Raw genomic sequence first — 20,393 nt, 5'->3', positions numbered from 1 at the left:
CCGGCAGCAGCGCCGGTCGCCGCGGGCCGCGACCGCGGCGCGGATCGGGCGGGGTCAGCGCCGTGCCGCGGCGACGCGGGCGCCCACGCCCACGACGGCCGCGCCGCCGATGCCCAGCAGCAGCGCCCACGCGGGCAGGCCGGACCCGGACGGGGCGCCCGACGGCGCACCGGACGGCACGCCGGACGGCGCGCTGTGCAGCCCGTCGACGGTGAACACGACGAGGTCGAGGTTCCCGGCCTCCAGCGAGCCGATGGCGTGCACGAAGGTCGCGGTGCCCTCGGCGAGGTCGAGATCGGCCGGGCCGATCACGGGGTCGGTGGTCCCGGCGGCGGCCACCGCGGCGGACACGGTGCCCGCGGGGACCTCCAGCGCCTCCTGGTCCGGGTTGGTGAGCCCGGACACGACCGGCGAGCCGCCGGCGAGCACGTCCACGGCGGGCGCGGCGGCGGTGTGCCGCACGACCAGGCGGGCCTGCCCGGCGGGCACCGAGGAGACGTCGTTGACGAACGGGGTGACGGTCGGGTCGCCGCTCTCGGACAGGTGGGCGACGAGCGTGACGTTCCCGCCTGCGGGCAGGTCCGCGGTCGCCGACAGCAGCGGCTCGCCGGAGCCGTCGGCGGCGTCGGCCGGGAAGACCGCCACCTCGCGGCTGCCCGCGGGCAGGTCCACCGGGCCGGCGTTCGTGCCGGGCTGGAAGTCGTCGAGGGCGCGGGTGCCGTCGACGTAGACGTCCACGGGCGTGTCCGGGATGCCGTGGACGACGTAGACGGTGCCGGTGTCCTGGGCGGACGCGGCGGGAGCCACGGCCAGGGTCGTCGCCACGGCGGCGGCGACCCCGCAGGCGGCGAGCGTGAGCTTGCGCATGGATGGTCCTCTGGATCGGCGGAGGGGAGCTTGCACACGGGACTACCGCCCGTCGACCCGTCCTGGATGCACCCGGCGTGATGTCGTCGACGGCGTCAGGCGAGGGCGGTGGCCAGCAGGGCGAAGGCGGCCGTGATGACACCGACGCGGACGTGGTGGTAGCGGTCCCAGCGGTTCATCTGCTCCTTCCAGTCCGCCGGCCGGGTCTCGGCCGTCCACGTCCGGCCCCGGTCGTTGATCGGGACCAGCAGCACGAGCGACATGATCACGCTCACGATCAGCAGTGCGACGGCCACCACGACGAGGTGGGTGCCGGGCACCTGCCACGCGGCGACGGCCCACGCGGTGCTCAGGACGAGCGAGCCGACGTACCAGAACGGCATGAGGGCGCCGAGCATCCGGCCCCCGTGGGCGCGCCCGAGCTGGGCGCTGTCGTCGGGGAGTCCGTCGAGGATCGGGTTGACGACGACGGCGACGGAGAGCTCCACTCCCACCATCAGGCCGACGACCACGACGGTGACGACCTCGAGCGCGTCGAGCACGGCTACCTCCAGGAACTAGCACTGCTAGGTGACGTGCCAACGCTAGCTCTAGTGCTGACCGGTTGTCTAGCAGTGCTAGAGTCGGGGCGTGTCGGTGCAGGAGCGCAAGCAGCGCGAGCAGGCGGACCGCGAGCGCCTCATCGTGGCGACGGCTCGTGAGCTCGCCGAGCAGCAGGGCTGGGACGCGGTCACCACGCGACGGCTGGCCGAGCGCATCGAGTACAGCCAGCCCGTCCTCTACAGCCACTTCCGCGGCAAGCGCGAGATCATCGGCGCGGTCGCCCTGGAGGGGGCGACGGAGATGGCCGCGGCGCTGCGGGCCGCGACCTCGGCCGTGGACGACCCCCGCGCCCGGGTCGCCGCCCTCGCCCGCACCTACCTCGACTTCGCCGAGCGCAACCCGGCGGTCTACGACGCCATGTTCCACCTCGACGGTGGCCTGACGTTCGCGGACGACGACTCCCCGGAGCCGCTGAAGAACGCCTTCGCGGTGCTGCTGGACGGCCTGGGGGGAGTGGCGGGGGACGGCGTCCCACCCGGACTGTTCACCGAGGTGTTCTGGGCGTCCCTGCACGGGCTGGCCACCCTGACCCGGGCGGGGCGGTTGCTGCCGGGAGACGCCGGGCGCAGGGTCGACCTGCTGGTGCACCGGCTCGCCGCCGTCTGATCCCGGGCGGCCCCGCCGGTACCGATCACTCCGCAGCCCGGCGGACGTCCTACGGGGGTCCGGTCCTCCGTCGAAAGGGGCACCCCATGCCCGTCACCTCCTCCGTCGTCGTGGCTCTCCCGACCGCCGACCGACGGCGGTCGTTCGACTTCTACCGGCACGGCCTGGGTCTCGAGCCCGTCGGGGAGCCGGCCGACGACGGCGTACCGGAGCCGCTCCAGTTCGTCCTCAACGAGGGACTGCGGCTCATGCTCGTCCCGACGGGCGGGTTCGGCTGGGTCATCGGTGGTCGGGCGGTCCACGAGGGGGGCGGTGAGTGCCTGCTCTCCCTGAGCGCCGCGACCGAGGCGGGCGTCGACGAGCTGGTCGGTGCCGCACAGCGGGCCGGTGCGGCGGTCGTCACCGCCCCGGCGGCGCAGGCGTGGGGGTACGCGGCCGTGTTCGCCGATCCCGACGGGCACCTGTGGATGGTCACGGCGGAGTCGGCGACCGACACCGACCCCGGTGCGGGCCGGACGGGCTGACCCGGGACCGTGGGTGCCGTCAGGCTCCCGGGTCGGGCAGCACGTCGCGCCAGGAGTGCTGCGGCTCGTAGCCGAGCAGCCGGCGGGCCTTGTCGATGGAGTAGAAGGTCTCGTCGCGGCCCATCGGGCGGCGCACCTCGACCCCGTCGTAGAAGCGCTCGATGATCTCTCCGGTGGTGGCGGCGACCGACATGTCGGCGTTCGCGACGTTGAAGACCTCGTAGCCGAGCCCGTCGGTCTCCAGGCAGCGCAGCGTCAGCTGCCCCAGGTCGCGGGTGTCGATGTAGGCGAACAGGTTGCGCCTGCGCAGCGCGGGGTCGTCGAGGAAGGCCGGGAAGAGCTCGGTGTACTCGTGGGGCTCGATGACGTTGTTGATGCGCAGGCCGTAGACGTCGGCGCCGGTGCGGGCGTGGAAGGACCGCGCGGTCACCTCGCCCGCGACCTTCGACATGGCGTAGGAGTCCTCGGGGACGACCGGGTGCTCCTCGTCGACCGGGACGTAGAGGGGCTTGCGGTCGCCGCGCCCGAAGCAGACGCCGTAGGTGGTCTCCGAGGAGGCGAACACGATCTTGCGGACGCCCAGGGCGGTGGCGGCCTCCAGGACGTTGTAGTGCGCGAGGACGTTGGTGGCGTAGGTGGCCTGGTCGGAGGTCAGCAGCGGGCGGGGGACCGCGGCGAAGTGGACGACCGCGTCGTAGGCCGATCCGCCGTAGGGCTCGGGGCGGGGGTCGTCGAAGTCGTCCTGGGTCGGGACGCCGGCCAGCGCCGAGTAGACCTCGCCCGCGTCGGTGAGGTCCACCCGCAGGTCGGTGACGTCGCCGTGACCGAGCGGGGTGAGGTCGGCGTTGGTGACCTGGTGGCCGTGGGAGGCGAGGTAGGGCGCGACGTGGTGCCCGGCCTTGCCGCTGCCGCCGGTGAAGAAGATCCTCATGGGGGCGAGTCAAGCACCCCTCGCACGCCCGGGCATGTCCGGCTGACGGGGTGGGTCCACGGGGTTCGCGGTGAACGCGGTGATCACGGGGTCGTCCGGGTCGAGCCCGAGTGGGCTCGGCGACGGTGCGGTGCCCGGCTCAGGACCGCGACGGCGAGGACGAGCAGCGCCGCCTCGACCAGCATGGAGAGCACGCCGAGGGGCTCGGCCCAGTTGCCGATGTCGTCGGTGGCGTCGGGCAGGCCGACGCTGCGGCTGACGACGATGCCGAGCAGCGGACCGGCGGCGACGCCGATCGCGAGCAGCCACCCCGCCCGGGAGCGGGCCAGGATCAGGACCGCGCAGGCGAGGCCGGCGAGCTCGAGGAGCCAGTAGCCGTAGCCGAGGTACGCGGGGTCCTTCAGCGCGGTCGGCCCGCCCTGGTCGAGCACGTGGACGACGGTGACGGCGAGGGCGAGCGCCGCCCCCGCGACCGCGGTGAGGGTCGATGCGGTGCGCGGGCGGTCGGTGGTGGCAGGACGGTTCACGGGGTTCCTCTTCCGGTCGGGAGCAGGGGCCCGGACCGGGCCCCTCGTCGTGACCGAGCCTGTCGACCGGTTCTGTGAGGGTTCTGGGAGTGGCGGTGGAGACTGGTGCCGTGGACACGACACCGCGGGTTCTCCTCGTCGAGGACGACCGCACGCTGGCGGGTCTGCTCGACCAGCTGCTGACGGCCCAGGGGTTCGCCGTCGAGCTGGCCCACGACGGGCAGGCCGGGCTGCACGCGGCGCTCACCCGCCGCTTCGACGTGCTGGTGATCGATCGCGGGCTGCCCGGGATCGAGGGCGTCGACCTGGTGGGCCGGCTGCGGTCGCGCGGGGTGGGGGTCCCGGTGCTGGTGCTCACCGCGCGGGGGACGCTGCGCGACCGGGTGGAGGGGCTCGACGCGGGTGCCGAGGACTACCTGGTCAAGCCGTTCGAGGTGCCCGAGCTGCTCGCCCGGGTGCGGGCCCTGCTGCGCCGCCACGCCGACCGGGCCGACTCGCTGCCACTCGGGCGTCGGCGGCTCGATGTCGCCGCCCGCCGCGTCCTCGACGACGACGGGCCCGCGGACCCCGTCGAGCTGACCGCGCGGGAGTGCGCCCTGCTGGAGGTCCTCGCCGCGCGTCCGGGACGGGTGTTCACCCGCGACGAGCTGCTGGACCGGGTGTTCGACGCCGAGACGCCGGGCGCCGTCGACACCTACGTCAGCTACCTGCGGCGCAAGCTGGGCCGCGAGGCGATCAGCACGGTGCACGGGCTCGGGTACCGGCTGGGCTCGACGTGACCCGCGACGACCGGGCCGTGCTGCGCCGGGCGTGGTGGCGCAGCGTGGTGCAGATCGCCGCGGGCACCACGGCCGTGCTGCTGCTGACCGGCGGGGTCGCGCTGCTGCTGGTCAACGACCACCAGTCCGAGAACCTCGACGCCCAGCTCGCCGCGGTCCTGGCCCGGGCCGACGACGTCGCCGACCCGCCGCCGGGGTCCTACCTCGCCCGCGCCGGGCCCGACGGGACCGTCGAGGTGACCCCGGCTGCCCCACCCGGTGTCGTCGCCGTACTCACCGCCGCTGCGAACGGCACCGTCGACCGCCGCGACGTCGACACCCCGGAGGGCACCTTCCGGCTGGGGACCAGTGACCGCCGGACCGGCCGATGGGTGATCGCGAACGACCTCGCCGCCCTGCGCACCGACCAGCGCCGGATCCTGCAGGCCGTCCTGCTCGCCGAGGCCACCGGACTCGCCGCCGCCCTCGCCGCCGCGGCGCTGCTCTCCCGGCGATCCGTCCGGCCCCTGGCCGAGGCGCTGGAGCTGCAGCGCCGGTTCGTCGCCGACGCCTCCCACGAGCTGCGCGCACCGCTCACCGTGCTCTACACCCGCGCCCAGATGCTCGCCGCCCGTCCCGCGGCGTCGGCCGATCCCGACCTGGCCGCGGGTCTGCACGGCCTCGTGACCGACACCCGGGCGCTGGGCGAGGTCGTCGACGACCTCCTCGTCGCCGCCGAGCTCGACCGCCGGCCCGACCGCGACCACGTCGTCGACCTCGACGACCTCGCCGACGCCGTCGTCGCCGGCACCTCCGCCCACGCCGCGTCCCGCGGCATCACCCTCACCCACGAACCCGACCCCGGCGGGCCGCACCCGGTGAACGGGCACGCCGTCGCTCTGCGCCGTGCGATCCTCGCCCTCGTCGACAACGCGATCGGCCACACCCCCGACGGCGGCCACGTCCGGATCACCGTCACCGCGACCGCGGGGTCCGTCGCGCTGACCGTCGCCGACGACGGGATCGGGATCGACCCCGGGCGGGCCGACGAGCTGTTCGATCGCTCCCGGCACGGCGACCACGGCACGGCACGGCGGTTCGGACTCGGTCTCGCACTGGTTCGCGAGATCGCCCACAACCACCACGGCACCGTCACCGCGGACGGCGCCCCCGGACGAGGAGCACGCTTCACCCTCAGCCTGCCGACGTCCCCAGCGTCGAACCGACCGACGTGACCGTCGTCGTGGACGTCGGACCGGGGTTGCTGCCGACGACGGCCGCCAGGTCCTCGACCCCGCGCTGCACCGCGTCCGGCGCGACGTCCCCGCTGTCGCCGCGCCCCCGCCGCCGGTCGTGGACGACGGCGAACGCGTCGGCGAGCCGGGTGCCGAGCGGGACGTTCTCGGTGCCGCCGGCAGCTGTCCCGTGGGCCGGGGCGGGCGTCCGGTCAGGGGCGCACGTTGACGCACGCAGTGTCCTGCGTCACACTTCCGCGTCGGCTCGCTCCGGACGCTCGACGACCTGCACGCACGCTCGAGCCCGACGGAGCGAGGTGAGCCGTGTCGACCCGTGCCGCGGAGCTCGAGAAGGGCAGCAGGGGCGGCGACCGCCGCGAGGAGCAGCGATGACCGCAGTGATCCTCCTTCCCGGGATCGGAGCCCCCGCGCGCATCGACTACCCGCCGCTGATGGCGGAGCTCGCGCACTCCTCGCCGGTCGTGACCAAGGAACTGGAGGTCTACGCCGCTGACCGGCCACCGCAGCACTACGGGCTCCACCTGGAGGTCGACGGACTCGATCGTTTCGCGACGGACCACGGGTTCGACCGGTTCCACCTCGTCGGTCACTCGATCGGCGCCGCGATCGCCCTGGCCTACGCCGCCCGTCATCCGGACCGGGTCGCCAGCCTGGCGCTCAACGAGCCGGGCACGGACTTCAGCGATGCCGACCGGGGGTCGCTCCCGGTCGAGCGGTTCTCCGACGTCCCGGAGGACCAGCGCATGCAGTGGTTCGTGCAGCAGTTGGGCCGGCCCGGTGTCGAGATGTCGCCCCTGCCGCTGCCGCAGGACCCGGAGATGGCCAGGAGGCCGACGGGCATGGCGGTGGCACTCCCGGCCGTCTACACCCACCGCGTCGACGTCGACGATCTACGCCGCTTCCGGGGACCGGCCTACTTCAGCTACGGATCACTGAGCAACGAGCTGTGGGAGCGGATGGCCGAGCGGATCCCCCACGTCCTCGTCGACTGCACCGTCGAGCGCTACGAGGGCCGCCACCACCTCGACGCGCCGCACCGGGCCGAGCCCCGTCGCCTCGCCGCGGCGTTGACGGCGCTGTGGGGACGCGCGGGCGGGTGACGGACCGGAGGAGCCCGCGGCGGGATGGTGTCGACGACGGGACGGGCTGCTCCGGCACCACCGAGCCGTGACGTCCCCGGGCGGTCGTGGTGGCTGCACCTGTCAGGTCGGTGGGCTGCCTCTTGCGTCCCGGTGCCGGCCTCGGGTATCGGTGACAGCTCGTGGCCGTGGGCGATCCGGAGGTGGCCTCGTGCTCGGTGATCCTCCTCGGGGGAGGCCGGGTGACGTGGTGCTCAGCATCGCCCGCGGTCGTCTCAAGCACCGGCTCATCAGACGGGTCCAGCAGTCCCACGCCGGCGGCGCGCATCGGGCTCTGGCCGGATTCACCCACGCCGCGCTGGTGGTCAGTGGTGACGGGGATCTGGTGGAGGTCTCCGGCGGCAGGCTGCGGAGATCTCACCTGCGGGAGTACCGGACCCGGCCGCTGCGGATCCTCCCGATCACGGCGTCGGACGAGGTGCGTCGCCGCGTGGTCGCACGCGCCGAGGACGCCTGCGCGCAGGGGGCGATCTACGACGCACCGGCGGTCCTGGGGATCGCGGTGTCGGCCCTGACCGGGTTCTCCCTGGCCCTGTCCTGGGACGGTGCCTACACGTGCTCGGGATTCGTCGCCCACGCGCTGGCGGCGACCGGTGCGCCGTGGGACCGGGACCCCGCCCAGGTGACACCCGCGCAGCTCGCGTCGCACCTGTTGCGGCACACCGGAGGCGGTGCGCCGGAGCGGTCGCCGCCGCACGATCCGGAGGTGCGTCCCGTGCGCACGGGCAGCGCCTGCTCGGCGCCGTCGATGACGGGCGCGGGTCCCGCTCTGCGGCAGCAGGTGGGTGCCGGTGCGCAGGTGGAGCCGGGTCGGCGTGGCCGGGGCCCGCGCTGACGGTCCTGACGGGCTCGCCGCCGTCGAGCAGGACGTGCACCCGCGTCAGGGCGGGGTGGCCCGGCCGAACGCCTCCAGCGCGGTGTGCAGCCGGGAGGCGATGTCGTCGGCGACGTCGTCGGGATCGTCGGAGGCACCCAGCGCGTGCAGGACGCTGCTGTACATGCGGGTGCGGTGGCGCTGCACGAGCGCGCGGTAGGCCTCGGTGTCGCCGGCTCGGGCCCGCTCGGTCAGCTGCCGGTCGGTGTCCGGAGCCGGTCGGGGGTCGGGCACCAGCCGGAGCGGCGACGTGGCCGGCGGGCGGAGGCGGTCACGGCGGTCCGTCCGGCGGGTCATCGCGGCGAGCACCGCCATGCGGGCGCTCGGGAACTGCTCCGGGATCCGATCGGCCGGCCAGAGCAGGGGCCAGGTGCGCCGGGCCTGTGCCGACGCGCCGCTGATCACGTAGCGGGTGCCGCGGTCGACGGCGACGGCTGCGGCCTCGAAGAGGACGCCGGACCCGCGCGCACCGGCGAAGGTCACCTCGGAGATGTCGACGACGAGGGTGTCGGGCCGCGCGGACAACGCGCTGCTCAGCGTGGTCTGCACCAGGTCGACGGTCGACAGGTCGAGCTCGCCGGCGATCCGCAGCACGACGATGTTCCCGACGGGGGACGGCAGTGCCGTCAGCGCGCACCGGCACCCGCTGTAGGGCTCTCCCCGGGTGCCGATGGCGGTGGGGGCGGACCTCGCTGCCGCCCCGATGCCGTCGTGCTGAACCGACATGACCATGCACCTCCGGATGAACCGCGCGGGCGACGACGGGGTCACCCGGGTCCGGAGCAACGCGTGGACGCTACCGTCCACGGCGGAGCGCTGTCGAACGAACACTGCGTGACGCGGCGTCGGACGGCGGACCGTCGGACCACCCTCGGGTCGTCCTCGAGTTGCCGCGCCTGTGACGCGTCCTTACGGTGAGTTCCTGAGCGTGATCACCGCTCAGCGTTATGCCCCGGACCCGGTGTATCGCGTCATTCGTGGCCGCTGCAGGACGGGGCAGGTTCCGCGGAGATCCCGTGCGGCCGGGCGACCGGCGCACGATCTGCGTCCTCCTCCGTGTGCGCGGTGACGAGCCGGCACCCGACTCGAGGAGAGCGCATGACGTCCAGCACCGAGGGCGACCAGCGGTCCGGAACGATCCGGATCCGGACCTCCGACGAGGACGACGCCGGGTCCCTCGTCGGTGTCTGACCTCGACGAGCACGTCGACGTCGGCCGGGTCGCGGACCTGCTCGGCGCCGCCGGGGTCACGGTCGACGTGGACGGGGCCGCACGGGCCGGTCGCCGTCGTGGGTGCCGGCGCCGCCGACCGGCTCGGCCGCGCGCTCACCGGCAGCCGACGCGTCACCGTCGTTCCGCGTGGCGCGGTGCGGCTCGCCTGGTCGAGCGCGCCGATCCGTGCGACGGCCGTCGGGGTGTCCGTCGTGCTCGTGGCTCTCGCGGCGATCCGGGCGGCCGTCCCGACGACCGGCCCGACCGCTCCCTCTCGTCCGACCCCGCGGTGAAGCCCGGTACGCCAGGTCTGTCGACGACAGCCGGCCTGGCGTGCCGACCGCCGCTCCACCCTCTGCCCGACCCCAGGTGACCGGAGGTCCCATGCCCACCCGTGTCCTCGCCGTCACGGTCGTCGGCGCCGGCGTGCTGCTCGGAGGCCGCCCCCTCGCCGGTGACCGATGAACCCGCACCCGGACGCGCCGCGACCGGCCCGGGTCCCCGGTCGGCGCCCTCCGCCTGCCCCGGAGGGCGTCGACCCGCGGTCGGGTGACACCGACGAGCTGCTGGTCGCGGCGGGCCGGGGTGACCGGGACGCGTTCGCCGCGTTCTACGACCGGACCTCGCCCGCGGTGTTCGGGCTCCTCCGCAGCGTGCTGCCCCGTTCCGCCGAGGCGGAGCGGGCCGCGGAGGCCGTCTACCTCCAGGTGTGGCGCACCGCGGCGGACTTCGACCCCCTCGGTGGATCCGCGTGGTCGGCGGTGCTGTCCGGGGCCCGCCGGTTCCTGACCGGTCCGGTCCACGACCGGATCAGGGCCGCCCGGGTGCAGGTGACGCCGGGCGACCTGATGGACCGCCCCGACCGGGCGCCGACCGGACCGGACCGCCCGCCCCCGGACCCCCGCGGTGATCCGCGATGACCGCGACGCCCGCCCGGCAGTACCCGAACACCCCAGGAGGACGTTCCATGAGTGCCACGACGGTCGGTCGGCCCGGATGAGCCGGCACCGGGAGCAGCGCCCGCCCACGTGGCTCGACTCGCCGCGGAACCTGGACCTGCTCCACCGGGTCGGGGCGGTGGTCCTCGGACTCGTCCTGTGGCTGTTCGGGACGCTGGGGCTGGTGAACCGGCTGGACCCGTTCTCCGCCCGGGGGGAACCCGTGCTGGGCCTGTCCTCCAACGGGCTGCTGTCGGTCGTCTCGCTCGTGGTCGGGGCGGTGCTGATCGCTGCCGCCGTGCGGGGTGGCCGGACCGCGTCGACGGTCATCGTCGTCATCGGCGCACTGTTCGTGCTCTCCGGGGCGGGTGGCGTCCTGGTGCTGGGCACGGAGCTCAACCTCCTGGCGTTCGGACCGTCGAACGTGGTCTTCAGCCTGGTCGCCGGCGGGATCCTGCTCGTCCTGGGCGCGTACGGGCGGTTCATCGCCCGGCGCCCGACGAACAACGTCCACCGGCGGGGACCTCACCCGGGCGGCGGCCCGACCGGGGTCCTGCCGACGGTCCGCGCCGACCGGACCGACCACCACGCGCCCCCCAGCCGACACCGGACGGAGGAGCCCGCGTGAGTGCTCCCGACCACGCACGGTCCGACGGCCCGGGGGACCCCTCGATGCCCGCCGACGACCCCGGCCGCCGGCCCGGAGGGGCGCCGCCCGGCAGCTCGGGCGGGTACCGATCCGATGGGTGGTGATGTCCGGGTGGACACCGGCCGGTTCGACGGCGTCACCGGTCCCGACCGGCCGTCGTACTCGACCGGAGGGGCCGCACGGCGGCTGGGGGTGTCGCCGTCGACCCTGCGCACCTGGCAGCGGCGTTATGAGGTCGGGCCGACGGGCCGGACCGAGGGAGGGCACGGCCGCTACCTCGCCGACGATCTGGAGCGGCTGATGCGGATGCGCCGGTTGATGCTGGGCGGCGCGCCCACGGGGGAGGCGGCCCGGGCGTCGGCCGACGTGCGCGCGGCACCACCGGCGGGGCGGCGAGCGGTGCCGGTCCGCCGCCCATCCGTCACCGCCGCGGTACGGCGGACGCAGGTGCGCCGGCTGACCGGAGCGGCGATGGCCTGGGACCAGGCCGTCGTCGAGCCCGTCCTCGCCACCGCGCTGCGGCGCGACGGAGTCGTCCCCACCTGGACCGAGCTGATCGTCCCGGTACTGACGTCGCTGGGGGTGCGCCACGCCCGTCACGGGGACTGCATCGCGGTGGAGCACCTCTTCACCGGGTGCGTGCGCGCCGCACTGGCCGCGGTCGTCGCCGGGCAGCACGACTGGGACGGCTACCCGCCGGTGCTGCTCGCCTGCCCGGACCAGGAGCAGCACAGTCTCCCGCTGCACGCACTGGCCGCCGCGCTCGCCGAGGTCGGCTGCCCGTGCCGGGTCCTGGGCGCGTCCGTCCCGGCCGACGAACTGGCCGCCGCCGCCCTGCGGATCACTCCCCGGGCGGTGTTCGTCTGGTCGCAGACCGCGGCGACCGCCCGGTCGGCCGACCTGAGCGCGCTCCCGCCGCGGCGCCCACCCGTCCCCGTCGTCGTCGGCGGGCCGGGATGGCGGCGTCAGGGCCGCTCCGGGTCGACGGTCCACGTGGACTCCCTGGCCGAGGCCGTGGCGGCCCTGTCCCGTCGGGCCGTCGTCGCGGAACTCTGATCCGCTCCCGGAGCCGAAAGCCGCTTCACGGGTGGTTCATCCGCCGAGCGGGCGGGTACGGTTCCTGTGTCGCTCCAGACTCTCGGTGACGCTTCCCGTCGTCGAGAGGAAGGCCGAGATGGCCGACGTCCGCAGGCTCCCCGTCCCGGTCACCGACATCTGGGACTGGCAGCTCCGCGGTGCGTGCCGCGGCATGAACGGCGACCTGTTCTTCCATCCCGAACGCGAACGCGGCCCGTCACGGGCCGCGCGCGAGGCACGGGCCAAGCAGGTGTGCCGCGGGTGCGTGGTCGTCGACCGCTGCCGCGAGCACGCGCTCGCGGTGCACGAGCCCTACGGGGTGTGGGGCGGGCTGTCGGAGGCCGAGCGGGACCAGCGCCTGCGCGACGACGCGGCGCACCGGTCGACGCAGATCGGTCCGCGTGGCTGACCCGGGTACGGCGACCAGCGCCCTGTTGGCCATCGACCGCCACCACACCGACGACACCGCCCTCGCCGAGCGCATCTGCCGCGCGTGCATCGCCGGGCTCGACGTCGACGGCGCGGTCCTGTCCCTGTTGACCGCGACCGAGTCCCGGGTGACCCTCTGGGCCTCCGACCCCACCGCCGAGCTGATCGAGGAGCTGCAGTTCACCCTCAACGAGGGCGCCTGCATGGAGGCCGCGGCGACCGGAAGCCCGGTCCTCGTGCCCGACCTGCACGACAGCGCCGACACCCGCCGCTGGCCGGTGTTCGCCGCGGCCGTCGCCGAACGCACCGGTGTGCGCGCACTGTTCGCCCTGCCGCTGCAGTGGGGCACCGAGAACCTCGGCGTCCTGGACCTCTACCGGCTCACCGCGGGCGCACTCGACCCGGCGCAGTACCGCGACGCCGTCGCGGCCGCCGACCTGGCCGCGCTGATGATGCTCGGCCACCGGACCGACCCCGCGACCGGCGGCGACGGCGGGAGCTGGCTGACCGAGGCGTCGGGCCACCGCGCGGAGGTGCACCAGGCCATCGGCATGGTGATCGCCCAGCTCGAGATCGGCCCGATCGAGGCGCTGGCGCGGCTGCGCGCCCACGCCTTCGTCGCGCAACGGCTGCTCGTCGACGTCGCACGAGACGTCGTCGCGCGGCGGCTGCGCTTCACCGAGGAGATGAGGTAACCACCGATGACGAACGAGGAGAACGCGGACGTGGACCGGACCGACACCACAGCCGACGCCCGCGAAGGGACGGTGATCTCGGCGTTCGTCGGTCTGGCCGACACCCTCGTCGACGGCTACGACGTCATCGACCTGCTCGACCGGCTGGCCGGCTACAGCGTCAACCTGCTCGCCGCGGACGCGGCGGGGATCCTGCTGGGCGACGCCCAGCGCCGGTTGCGGGTGGTGGCGTCGACCAACGAGCAGTCGGACTGGATGGAACTGCTCCAGCTGCAGGCCGACGAGGGACCGTGCGTGGACTGCTACCGCAGCGGTGCGCCGGTCAGCGTCGCCGACCTCACCACCGCCGCGGCCCGCTGGCCGCGGTTCGTCGCCGCGCTGGCCCAGCGGGGCACCTACGGCTCGGTGCACGCGCTGCCGCTGCGGTTGCGGGGCGAGGCCATCGGCACCCTGAACCTGTTCCACCGCCGGCCCGGACCACTGCCCGCAGCCGACCTGGCGCTGGGTCAGGCACTGGCCGACGTCGCGACGATCGGGATCCTCGCCGAACGCGCGATCAGCCGCGGTGAGGTGGTCAACGAACAGCTGCAGACCGCCCTGACCAGCCGGGTGATCATCGAACAGGCCAAGGGCGTGCTGGCCGAGCGAGGTGGGCTGGGGATGGACGAGGCGTTCGATCGGCTCCGCGGGTACGCCCGCGACCACAACCTGCGCCTCGCCACCGTCGCCCGTGAGATCGTCGACGCCGGACCGGTCGCGGTCGACGTGCTGGCCGTCCGCGGTGACAAGACGCTGAAGTCCCGCACCGCCCGCCCCTGAACCGGTCCGACCGGGTCAGGCGGCGCGCTGCGGCTTGCGGACCGGTGAGGTCATCGCATCGGTGGCCCGGGCGCGGGAGATCGCGTCGGTGAGCCTGCGGCGCACCTCGACCCGGTCGTAGGGGGTGCAGCAGCGGCACAGCTCGGGCGCTGCGGCGACGTCGCCGCAGCGTTCGCAGATCAGGACGGTCATGACGACTCCGGAGGTGCTTCGGGGGTGGGCCGCCGCGCCGGTCGAGCCGCAGCGGAGGACGGGCGACGTGCCGAACGCCCGGTCCGCAGTCGTCCGGGTGCGTCACGACACGCACGACGAGGCGGGTGCTCGGGGTGAGGACACTCCGACATGGGCAGGGCCGCCGTCCATCAGGACTCGTGAGCACGGTCTGGTGTGACACGTCACCAGAGGCCGAGGTCCGGGGCTGGGCCCAGCGTAGACGCAGGTCGTCTCCCGCGCGCGGTGGCCACCCGCGGCGTCGTCGGTCGGCGCCACCGTCCCGGGCGCGTCAGACGATCTTCCTGGCCCGCAGCGCCGCGACGGCGTCCGGGGCGATGCCGAGCTCACCGAGCACGTCGTCGGTGTCGTGGCCCAGAGCGGTGCCGAGCCTGCGGACGGCGCCGGGCGTGCGGGAGAGCCGGAACAGCACGTCGGGCATGCGGACCGGGCCGAGCTCGGGATGGTCGAAGCTGCCGATCGCGCCGATCGCGTCGTACTGGGGGTCGGCGAGGATGTCGGCGGCGGAGTGGACGGGGGCGACCGGCACCCCGGCGTCGCGGCACGCGGCCACGGCGTCGGCGGCGGTGCGGGCCGCGAACCAGGGCACGATCGCGGCGTCGATCTCGTCGGTGTGGGCGCGGCGGCCGTTCGCGTGGGCGAACCACGGCTCGTCGGCCAGCCCGGGGGCGCCCATCAGCGCGACGACCCGCGACGCGGTGGACGCGGTGGACGCCGACAGCGCCACCCAGGACCCGTCCCGCGTGCGGTACATGCCCCGGGGGGCGTTCATCTCCGCCTGGTTGCCGGTGCGCTGCAGCGTCCGCCCCAGCTGGTCCTGGACGATCAGCTGGGGCTCCAGCAGCGTCAGCAGGGGCTCGATGATCGAGAGGTCGACCTCCTGCCCCCTCCCGCTGGTGGACCGCTCGTACAGCGCGGTGAGGATGCCCAGCGCGGTGGCGATGCCGGTGACGCCGTCGGCCAGGCCGAACGGCGGCAGGTGCGGCTCGGCGTCCGGGTCGCCGTTGCGGAAGGCGAAGCCGGACATCGTCTCGCCCATCGTGCCGAAGCCCGGTTCGTCGCGCTGCGGCCCGGTGCGGCCGAAGCCGCTGACGTGCGCGACGACCAGCCCCGGGTTGTCGGCGGCCAGCTCGTCGTAGCCCAGGCCCCAGCGCTCCATCGTGCCGGGCCGGAAGTTCTCGACGACGACGTCGGCCGTCGCGGCGAGGGTGCGGAAGATCTGCTGGCCCTCCTCGCGCCCGAGGTGCAGCGTCACGCTCCTCTTGTTGCGGCCGAGCATCAGCCACCACAGCGCGACGCCGTCGCGCTCGGGGCCGTGGTGGCGGGCCGGGTCGCCGTGCTCCGGGTGCTCGATCTTGACGACCTCGGCGCCGAGGTCGCCGAGGATCATCGCGGCGAGCGGCGCGGCGATGACCGTCGAGGCGTCCAGGACGCGGACGCCGGCCAGCGGGAGCGCCCGTCCCGGGCCGGTCACGGCGCCACCACCCGGAACACCGGGACGCTGACGGTCCCGTCGTCCTCGAAGTCGACCCGCAGCCGGGCGCCGATCGTCAGGTCGTCCGGGTCGGTGCCGACGACGGTCGAGGTCAGCCGCGGCCCCTCGTCGAGCTCGACGATCGCGATCACGTACGGGACCCGGTCGGCCAGCTTCCGGTGCGTCGCCCGGCGGGCGACGGTGTAGCTGTACAGCGTCCCCGTGCCGGACGCCGCCTCCCACCCCAGCCGCGACGACCCGCAGACCGGGCAGACCGACCGCGGGTAGAACACCGACGCCGAGCACGCGGCGCAGCGCTGCAGCACCAGCTCGTGCCGGGCGCACGCCTCCCAGAACGGGCGGGTGACGGGGGAGGGGTGCGGGGTCGGGCGCGTCACGGGACCACCCCCAGCACCACGCTGGCCTGCTCGCTCATGATCCCTCCGTTGCCGTGCACGAACGCGTGCCGCAGGTCGCGGACCTGCCGGCCCTCGCCGCGCCCCTGCAGCTGCAGCACCGCCTCGGTCACGTGGCTCATCCCGCCCGCCACGTCGGCCTGGCCGAAGGACAGCTGCCCGCCGTGGGTGTTGAGCGGGAAGTCGCCGCGCCAGGTCAGGTCGTGGGTCCCGACGAACTCCGCGGCCCTCCCCTTGGCGCAGAACCCGGCGTCCTCCAGCGTGAGCAGGACGGTGCTGGTGTAGCAGTCGTAGACCGAGGCGAGGCCGATCGCGGAGCGGTCGATCCCCGCGGTCGCGAACGCGCGGTCGGCCGAGTGCCGGATCGCGGTGTCGGTCAGCGACGGCGCGTAGGTGATCGTCTTGTGGGTGACCGCCTCGCCCGCGCCGAGGATCGGCACCGCGGGGTGCGGCGTGCGCTCGGCGAGGTCGCCGCGCACGACGACGACCGCCGCCGCCCCGCCGGTCGGCAGCACGCAGTCGAGCTTGCGCAGCGGGTCGGCGATCATCTCCGAGGCCATCACCTCGTCGACGTCCAGCGGCGTGCCGGAGAAGTACGCCTTGGGCTGGTGAGCGGCGTTGGCCCGCTGGGCGACGGCGACCGCGGCCCGCGCCCGTGCGGTGTCGCCGTACTCGTGCTCGTAGCGCATGGCGATCAGCGCGTAGCCCTCGGTGGCACCGATGTTGCCGTAGGGCACCTCGAACTCCCGCCACGGCGACAGGTCGGCCGTGCGCCGGGTGGGCCCGCCGTGGGCGGCACCGGACGGGTCGCGCGGCACCGCGGTCAGGCACAGGACCACCGAGCACATCCCGGCCCGGATCGCGGCCGCGGCGCGCCACAGCATCCCGACCGCGGTGGCCCCGCCCAGGTCGACGGAGTCGGCGTAGCCCAGGCGCAGGCCCAGGTACTCGCCGATGGTCGACGGGACGAGCCGGCTCGCCGTGTCCATCGGGTGGGTCAGCAGGCCGTCGACGGCATCGGGCCCCAGCCCCCCGTCCGCCAGCGCCTCGACGGCGATGGCGGCGGACAGGGTCAGGTCGGTCTCCGCGCCGGTGTCGCGGACGGGCGCCCGCTCGGCGACGCCGACGATCGAGGGCGGGGGAGTGGTCACTGCTCCTCCTCACTGCGGCCGAACCTCGGGGCGCGCTTCTCGACCAGGGCGCGCACGCCCTCGCCGTAGTCGGGCCGGCGCATCAGCTCGCCGATCAGCTCCGTGCTCCGGTTTACCGACGCGGCCGGGTTCGAGGCGAGCAGGTCGTCGTAGAGCTGGCGCTTGGTGACGGTGAGGGCGGTGGGGGACAGCGCCGCCAGCATCTCGGCGTACTCGGTCACCGCGCCGGGGAACTCGTCGGGCCCCAGCACCTTGGTGAAGAACCCCATGTCACCGAGCTCCTGGGCGCGCAGGATGCGCCCGGACAGCAGGACGTCGGCGGCGTGGGTGAGACCGATGATGCGCGGCAGGATCCAGGACAGCCCGTACTCGACGGGCATGGCCAGCTTCGCGGTGGCGGTGGTGATCTTGGCGTCGACCATGCCGAACCGGATGTCGGAGTACGCCGCCATGGCCAGCGCGATCCCGGCGCAGGCGCCGTTCACGGCGCAGATCAGCGGGAACCGCAGCCCCAGCTGCCAGCTGACGTCGGCGTCGAACTCCGGCCGCACCCCGTACCCGGGGTTCGCGACCTCGTCGCGCAGGCCGCCGTCGTAGCCGTCCCCACCGACGTAGCCCGACAGCGCCCTGGTGTCCGCGCCGACGCAGAACGTCCGGCCGGCCCCGGTCAGGACGGCCACGCGCACGCGGTCGTCGCGCTCCAGCTCGGCCATGATCCACCGGTACTCGGCGTGCATGCGCCCGGTCCAGGAGTTGCCGCGCTCCGGCCGGTTCAGGGTGACGGTGGCGACGCCGGTGTCGGCGACGTCGACCGTCGTGACCTTCAGCTGCACCGGACGACCCCCTCGGCGGCGAGGCGGGCCCGGTCGGGCCCGTCGTGACCCAGCTCGGCGAGCACGTCGTCGGTGTCGGCGCCGAGCACCGGCGACGCGGCGCCGGTCCCCGGCCGACGACCGTCGACGAGCAGCGGGGAGGCCAGGTTGCGCACCCGCCCGACGGCGGGGTGGTCGAACTCGTAGACGAGGCCGCGGCCGGTCACCAGGGGCGACCCGAGCGCGTCCGCGAGCGACCGGACCGGAGCCGCGGGAACTCCGGCCGCGGTGAGGTCACGGACCCACTGCGCGACGTCGCCGGTGGCGAACCGCGGCGCCAGCACGGCGTCGAGCGCGGCCTCGTGCTCCTTGCGCCGCCGGGCGTCGGTGAACCGGTCGTCCGGCGGGACGCCCAGCACCTCGGCCAGGCCCGCCCAGTGCTCGTCGCGCACCGCGGAGAGCACCAGCCAGCCGTCGCGGGCCCGGTACCGCCCGTGCGGTGCGGTGTCGCGACCCCTGCTGCCCGCGCGGGTGGTGCCCTCCTCGCCGAGGAGGTGGCGCTGCGCGACGTCGGACAGCAGCCCGATCAGGACGTCGTGCAGCGCCAGGTCGACCCAGCACCCCTTCCCGGCGCGCGCGCGGCCGGCCAGCCCGGCGAGCACCGCGACGGCGAGGTGGAGCCCCCCGGCCATGTCGCCGATCGGGACGCCGATCCGGACCGGTCGCTCGCCGACGTCGCCGGTGAGCTCGATCATCCCGGCCATGGCCTGGTTCACCAGGTCGAACGAGATCTTGTCCCGCAGCGGGCCGGTGGCCCCGAACCCCGACAGGGAGCAGAAGACGAGCCCGGGACGGCGCGCGGCGAGGGTCTCGTGGTCGAGGCCGAGCCGGGCCATCACCCCCGGGCGGAAGTTCTCCACCAGTACGTCGGCGCCGTCGATCAGCTCGAGCAGGACGGCGCGGCCCTCCTCGCTCCTGAGGTCGAGTGCGACGCTGCGCTTGGCGCGGTTGAGCGACATGAAGTACGCGCTCTCCCCGTCGTCGTCGGAGCCCCACATCGGCAGGTTGCGACGGGTCGGGTCGCCGATGCGCGGCTCCTCGACCTTGACGACGTCGGCGCCCAGGTCGGCCAGCACCTCCGTGGCGCACGGCCCGGCGAACATCCGCGTCAGGTCGACCACCCGGACGCCGGTCAACGGCGGTTGCGGGGTCGCGGGCCGTCGGTCGCGCGCGTCCAGGCCGGCGAGCACCTCCGCGGTGTCCGCCCCGGCGTCGTGCACCGCGCCGGGATCGGGTCGGAACGTCGTGCCGTCCGGGGCGCGGAACCGGAACGGCGAGCCGACGGTCCGCCTGGTCGTGCCGTCCGGGGCGGTCAGCACGGGCGTCATCCCCCGGGCGACCGTGTGCGGCAGCGCGAGCGCGCCCCCGAGGGTGAGCACCGGACCGGCCGGCACGTCCGCGGCGGCGAAGATCGCGACCCACTCGTCGACCGTGCGCCCGCGCAGGATCGGCTCGATCTCGGCCATGAGCTCGTGCTTGGCCCGCAGCCGGCGCGAGAAGCTGCGGTAGCGGTCGTCGCGGGCGAGGTCGTCACGTCCCGCCGCCGTGGCGAAGTTGCGCCAGAACCGCGAGGTGAACGGGGCCACGACGACCTCGCCGTCGGCGGCCTCGAACGCGTTGTACGGGAAGATCGTGGAGTGGCCGGTGCCGACCCGGGTCGGGGCCTCCCCGTCGGCGAAGTACCCGACCGCCATGTAGCTCAGCAGGGCGACCGCCACGTCGATCTTCGCGACCTCGACCCGGCGGGGGCCGCCCGCCACCACCCCGGCCAGGACGCCGATCGCGGCGAAGACGCCGGTGGCGAGGTCCGCGACGGGGATCCCGGCCTCGCTGGGCGGGCCGCCCGCGAACCCGGTGAGGTCCATGTTCCCGGACAGGGCCTGCACCAGCAGGTCCTGTGACCCGGGATCGGCGACGGGCCGGTCGCCGCCGTGGCCGTAGGGGGTGATCGTGCAGTGGATCAGCCGGTCCAGCCCGTCGAGGGGCCCGGCCGAGCGCCACGCGAGGTCCTCCTCGACGACCACATCGGCCCAGCCCACCAACCGGCGCTCCACCTCACCCGGGCGCCGGGGATCGACCGACACCGACCGCTTGCCGCGGTCGAAGGCCAGCCGCGCCGCCTCGTCGCGGTCGTCCGTGCCGCAGGCGACCGCGACGACATCGGCGCCCAGGTCGGCCAGCATCGCGGCGGCGAACGCGCCCGCGCGGTGGGTGCCCACCTCCAGCACGCGGATCCCGTGCAGCGGGGCTGGATCGTCGCGGGCCACTCGACTCCGTCCTGAATGCACTCTCACCGGGCAGACACCGTGCGATCGTTCGCACGCCCTGTTCGGACGAGAGGCTTG

Annotated in this window: 23 protein-coding genes; 12 read left to right on the top strand and 11 right to left on the bottom strand. The window is 74.7% G+C overall.

The features are described 5' to 3' along the window. Positions 1–54: 54 nt before the first annotated feature. Both H6H00_RS29400 and H6H00_RS29395 read right to left on the bottom strand, forming a co-directional pair. Positions 55–867 carry a DUF4397 domain-containing protein gene (locus H6H00_RS29400; protein WP_185718867.1) on the bottom strand — a complete coding sequence of 271 codons (813 nt, stop codon included), beginning with the start codon at positions 865–867 and terminating at the stop codon, positions 55–57. 95 nt (positions 868–962) lie between these two features. Next, positions 963–1,409 carry an anthrone oxygenase family protein gene (locus tag H6H00_RS29395; protein ID WP_185718866.1) on the bottom strand — a complete coding sequence of 149 codons (447 nt, stop codon included), beginning with the start codon at positions 1,407–1,409 and terminating at the stop codon, positions 963–965. 88 nt (positions 1,410–1,497) lie between these two features. Between H6H00_RS29395 and H6H00_RS29390 the strand changes: the two genes are divergently transcribed. Both H6H00_RS29390 and H6H00_RS29385 read left to right on the top strand, forming a co-directional pair. Continuing rightward, entirely contained in the window at positions 1,498–2,076 is a 579-nt protein-coding gene (locus H6H00_RS29390) for a TetR/AcrR family transcriptional regulator (protein ID WP_185718865.1), read from the top strand. A gap of 86 nt (positions 2,077–2,162) precedes the next feature. Next, on the top strand, positions 2,163–2,600 hold the full coding sequence (locus tag H6H00_RS29385) for a VOC family protein (protein ID WP_185718864.1): 438 nt from the start codon (positions 2,163–2,165) through the stop codon (positions 2,598–2,600). A gap of 19 nt (positions 2,601–2,619) precedes the next feature. Here the strand turns inward: H6H00_RS29385 and H6H00_RS29380 are convergent, their stop codons facing one another. Further along, complete coding sequence (locus H6H00_RS29380; RefSeq protein WP_185718863.1) at positions 2,620–3,531, bottom strand: NAD-dependent epimerase/dehydratase family protein; 912 nt, start codon at positions 3,529–3,531, stop codon at positions 2,620–2,622. Positions 3,532–3,614: 83 nt separating this feature from the next. Continuing rightward, complete coding sequence (locus H6H00_RS29375) at positions 3,615–4,058, bottom strand: hypothetical protein (protein ID WP_185718862.1); 444 nt, start codon at positions 4,056–4,058, stop codon at positions 3,615–3,617. A gap of 110 nt (positions 4,059–4,168) precedes the next feature. Here H6H00_RS29375 and H6H00_RS29370 point away from each other — a divergent pair, with 110 nt between their 5' ends. The 4 genes from H6H00_RS29370 (at position 4,169) to H6H00_RS29355 (ending at position 8,046) form a co-directional block, all read left to right on the top strand. Continuing rightward, positions 4,169–4,837, top strand: coding sequence for a response regulator transcription factor (locus tag H6H00_RS29370; RefSeq protein WP_221775717.1), 669 nt, complete (start codon positions 4,169–4,171; stop codon positions 4,835–4,837). Beyond that, positions 4,834–6,051 (top strand): sensor histidine kinase, encoded by a 1,218-nt coding sequence (locus tag H6H00_RS32710; RefSeq protein ID WP_185718861.1) that lies wholly within the window; start codon positions 4,834–4,836, stop codon positions 6,049–6,051. The genes H6H00_RS29370 and H6H00_RS32710 overlap by 4 nt, the downstream gene beginning before the upstream one ends. A gap of 389 nt (positions 6,052–6,440) precedes the next feature. Next, complete coding sequence (locus H6H00_RS29360; RefSeq protein ID WP_185718860.1) at positions 6,441–7,172, top strand: alpha/beta fold hydrolase; 732 nt, start codon at positions 6,441–6,443, stop codon at positions 7,170–7,172. Positions 7,173–7,401: 229 nt separating this feature from the next. Next, entirely contained in the window at positions 7,402–8,046 is a 645-nt protein-coding gene (locus H6H00_RS29355) for a hypothetical protein (protein WP_185718859.1), read from the top strand. A gap of 45 nt (positions 8,047–8,091) precedes the next feature. Here H6H00_RS29355 and H6H00_RS29350 read toward each other — a convergent pair whose 3' ends face one another. Further along, positions 8,092–8,811 (bottom strand): STAS domain-containing protein, encoded by a 720-nt coding sequence (locus H6H00_RS29350; RefSeq protein ID WP_185718858.1) that lies wholly within the window; start codon positions 8,809–8,811, stop codon positions 8,092–8,094. A 947-nt stretch (positions 8,812–9,758) separates the two neighbouring features. On the opposite strand from H6H00_RS29350, the gene H6H00_RS29345 reads away from it, so the two are divergent. From H6H00_RS29345 to H6H00_RS29320, 6 genes are all read left to right on the top strand, one after another. Continuing rightward, positions 9,759–10,217 (top strand): sigma-70 family RNA polymerase sigma factor, encoded by a 459-nt coding sequence (locus H6H00_RS29345; protein ID WP_185718857.1) that lies wholly within the window; start codon positions 9,759–9,761, stop codon positions 10,215–10,217. A 76-nt stretch (positions 10,218–10,293) separates the two neighbouring features. Then, positions 10,294–10,863 carry a DUF4383 domain-containing protein gene (locus H6H00_RS29340; protein WP_185718856.1) on the top strand — a complete coding sequence of 190 codons (570 nt, stop codon included), beginning with the start codon at positions 10,294–10,296 and terminating at the stop codon, positions 10,861–10,863. A gap of 132 nt (positions 10,864–10,995) precedes the next feature. Next, positions 10,996–11,940 (top strand): MerR family transcriptional regulator, encoded by a 945-nt coding sequence (locus H6H00_RS29335; RefSeq protein ID WP_185718855.1) that lies wholly within the window; start codon positions 10,996–10,998, stop codon positions 11,938–11,940. A gap of 118 nt (positions 11,941–12,058) precedes the next feature. Further along, a complete protein-coding gene (locus tag H6H00_RS29330; protein WP_185722870.1) occupies positions 12,059–12,370 on the top strand; it encodes a WhiB family transcriptional regulator in 312 nt (103 codons plus the stop codon). Further along, positions 12,363–13,085: a GAF and ANTAR domain-containing protein gene (locus H6H00_RS29325; protein ID WP_185718854.1), complete on the top strand. Its 723-nt coding sequence runs from the start codon at positions 12,363–12,365 to the stop codon at positions 13,083–13,085. Before H6H00_RS29330 ends, H6H00_RS29325 begins: the two co-directional genes overlap by 8 nt. A 6-nt stretch (positions 13,086–13,091) precedes the next feature. Then, positions 13,092–13,904: a GAF and ANTAR domain-containing protein gene (locus tag H6H00_RS29320; RefSeq protein ID WP_185718853.1), complete on the top strand. Its 813-nt coding sequence runs from the start codon at positions 13,092–13,094 to the stop codon at positions 13,902–13,904. A gap of 15 nt (positions 13,905–13,919) precedes the next feature. On the opposite strand, the gene H6H00_RS29315 is transcribed toward H6H00_RS29320, so the two are convergent. The 6 genes from H6H00_RS29315 to H6H00_RS32035 all read right to left on the bottom strand — a co-directional run bounded on the left by H6H00_RS29315 (position 13,920) and on the right by H6H00_RS32035 (position 20,315). Next, positions 13,920–14,096, bottom strand: a complete 177-nt coding sequence (locus tag H6H00_RS29315) for a hypothetical protein (RefSeq protein WP_185718852.1) — start codon at positions 14,094–14,096, stop codon at positions 13,920–13,922. Positions 14,097–14,406: 310 nt separating this feature from the next. Beyond that, positions 14,407–15,609, bottom strand: a complete 1,203-nt coding sequence (locus H6H00_RS29310; RefSeq protein WP_185718851.1) for a CaiB/BaiF CoA transferase family protein — start codon at positions 15,607–15,609, stop codon at positions 14,407–14,409. Next, positions 15,606–16,007, bottom strand: a complete 402-nt coding sequence (locus tag H6H00_RS29305) for a Zn-ribbon domain-containing OB-fold protein (protein WP_185718850.1) — start codon at positions 16,005–16,007, stop codon at positions 15,606–15,608. Before H6H00_RS29305 ends, H6H00_RS29310 begins: the two co-directional genes overlap by 4 nt. After that, positions 16,004–17,176 carry a thiolase family protein gene (locus H6H00_RS29300; RefSeq protein ID WP_185718849.1) on the bottom strand — a complete coding sequence of 391 codons (1,173 nt, stop codon included), beginning with the start codon at positions 17,174–17,176 and terminating at the stop codon, positions 16,004–16,006. The genes H6H00_RS29305 and H6H00_RS29300 overlap by 4 nt, the downstream gene beginning before the upstream one ends. Continuing rightward, the gene (locus H6H00_RS29295) at positions 17,173–18,009 is read right to left on the bottom strand and encodes an enoyl-CoA hydratase-related protein (RefSeq protein WP_185718848.1); all 837 of its coding nucleotides are present in this window, start codon (positions 18,007–18,009) and stop codon (positions 17,173–17,175) included. Before H6H00_RS29295 ends, H6H00_RS29300 begins: the two co-directional genes overlap by 4 nt. Continuing rightward, entirely contained in the window at positions 18,000–20,315 is a 2,316-nt protein-coding gene (locus H6H00_RS32035; protein WP_221775716.1) for a CaiB/BaiF CoA transferase family protein, read from the bottom strand. The genes H6H00_RS29295 and H6H00_RS32035 overlap by 10 nt, the downstream gene beginning before the upstream one ends. Between the last annotated feature and the right edge of the window lie 78 nt (positions 20,316–20,393).

Origin of the sequence: Pseudonocardia petroleophila, assembly GCF_014235185.1 — a bacterium.
Lineage (GTDB): Bacteria > Actinomycetota > Actinomycetes > Mycobacteriales > Pseudonocardiaceae > Pseudonocardia > Pseudonocardia petroleophila.
Note: the sequence above shows the minus strand (reverse complement) of the source record. Positions and strands in the feature narration are given on the sequence as shown.

What these genes read in the sequence shown, in the direction of transcription:
- H6H00_RS29400 (WP_185718867.1), bottom strand. Translation starts at nt 867, where the DNA reads ATGCGCAAGCTCACGCTCGCCGCCTGCGGGGTCGCCGCCGCCGTGGCG.
- H6H00_RS29385 (WP_185718864.1), top strand. Translation starts at nt 2,163, where the DNA reads ATGCCCGTCACCTCCTCCGTCGTCGTGGCTCTCCCGACCGCCGACCGA.
- H6H00_RS29380 (WP_185718863.1), bottom strand. Translation starts at nt 3,531, where the DNA reads ATGAGGATCTTCTTCACCGGCGGCAGCGGCAAGGCCGGGCACCACGTC.
- H6H00_RS29360 (WP_185718860.1), top strand. Translation starts at nt 6,441, where the DNA reads ATGACCGCAGTGATCCTCCTTCCCGGGATCGGAGCCCCCGCGCGCATC.
- H6H00_RS29350 (WP_185718858.1), bottom strand. Translation starts at nt 8,811, where the DNA reads ATGTCGGTTCAGCACGACGGCATCGGGGCGGCAGCGAGGTCCGCCCCC.
- H6H00_RS29345 (WP_185718857.1), top strand. Translation starts at nt 9,759, where the DNA reads ATGAACCCGCACCCGGACGCGCCGCGACCGGCCCGGGTCCCCGGTCGG.
- H6H00_RS29340 (WP_185718856.1), top strand. Translation starts at nt 10,294, where the DNA reads ATGAGCCGGCACCGGGAGCAGCGCCCGCCCACGTGGCTCGACTCGCCG.
- H6H00_RS29330 (WP_185722870.1), top strand. Translation starts at nt 12,059, where the DNA reads ATGGCCGACGTCCGCAGGCTCCCCGTCCCGGTCACCGACATCTGGGAC.
- H6H00_RS29320 (WP_185718853.1), top strand. Translation starts at nt 13,092, where the DNA reads ATGACGAACGAGGAGAACGCGGACGTGGACCGGACCGACACCACAGCC.
- H6H00_RS29315 (WP_185718852.1), bottom strand. Translation starts at nt 14,096, where the DNA reads ATGACCGTCCTGATCTGCGAACGCTGCGGCGACGTCGCCGCAGCGCCC.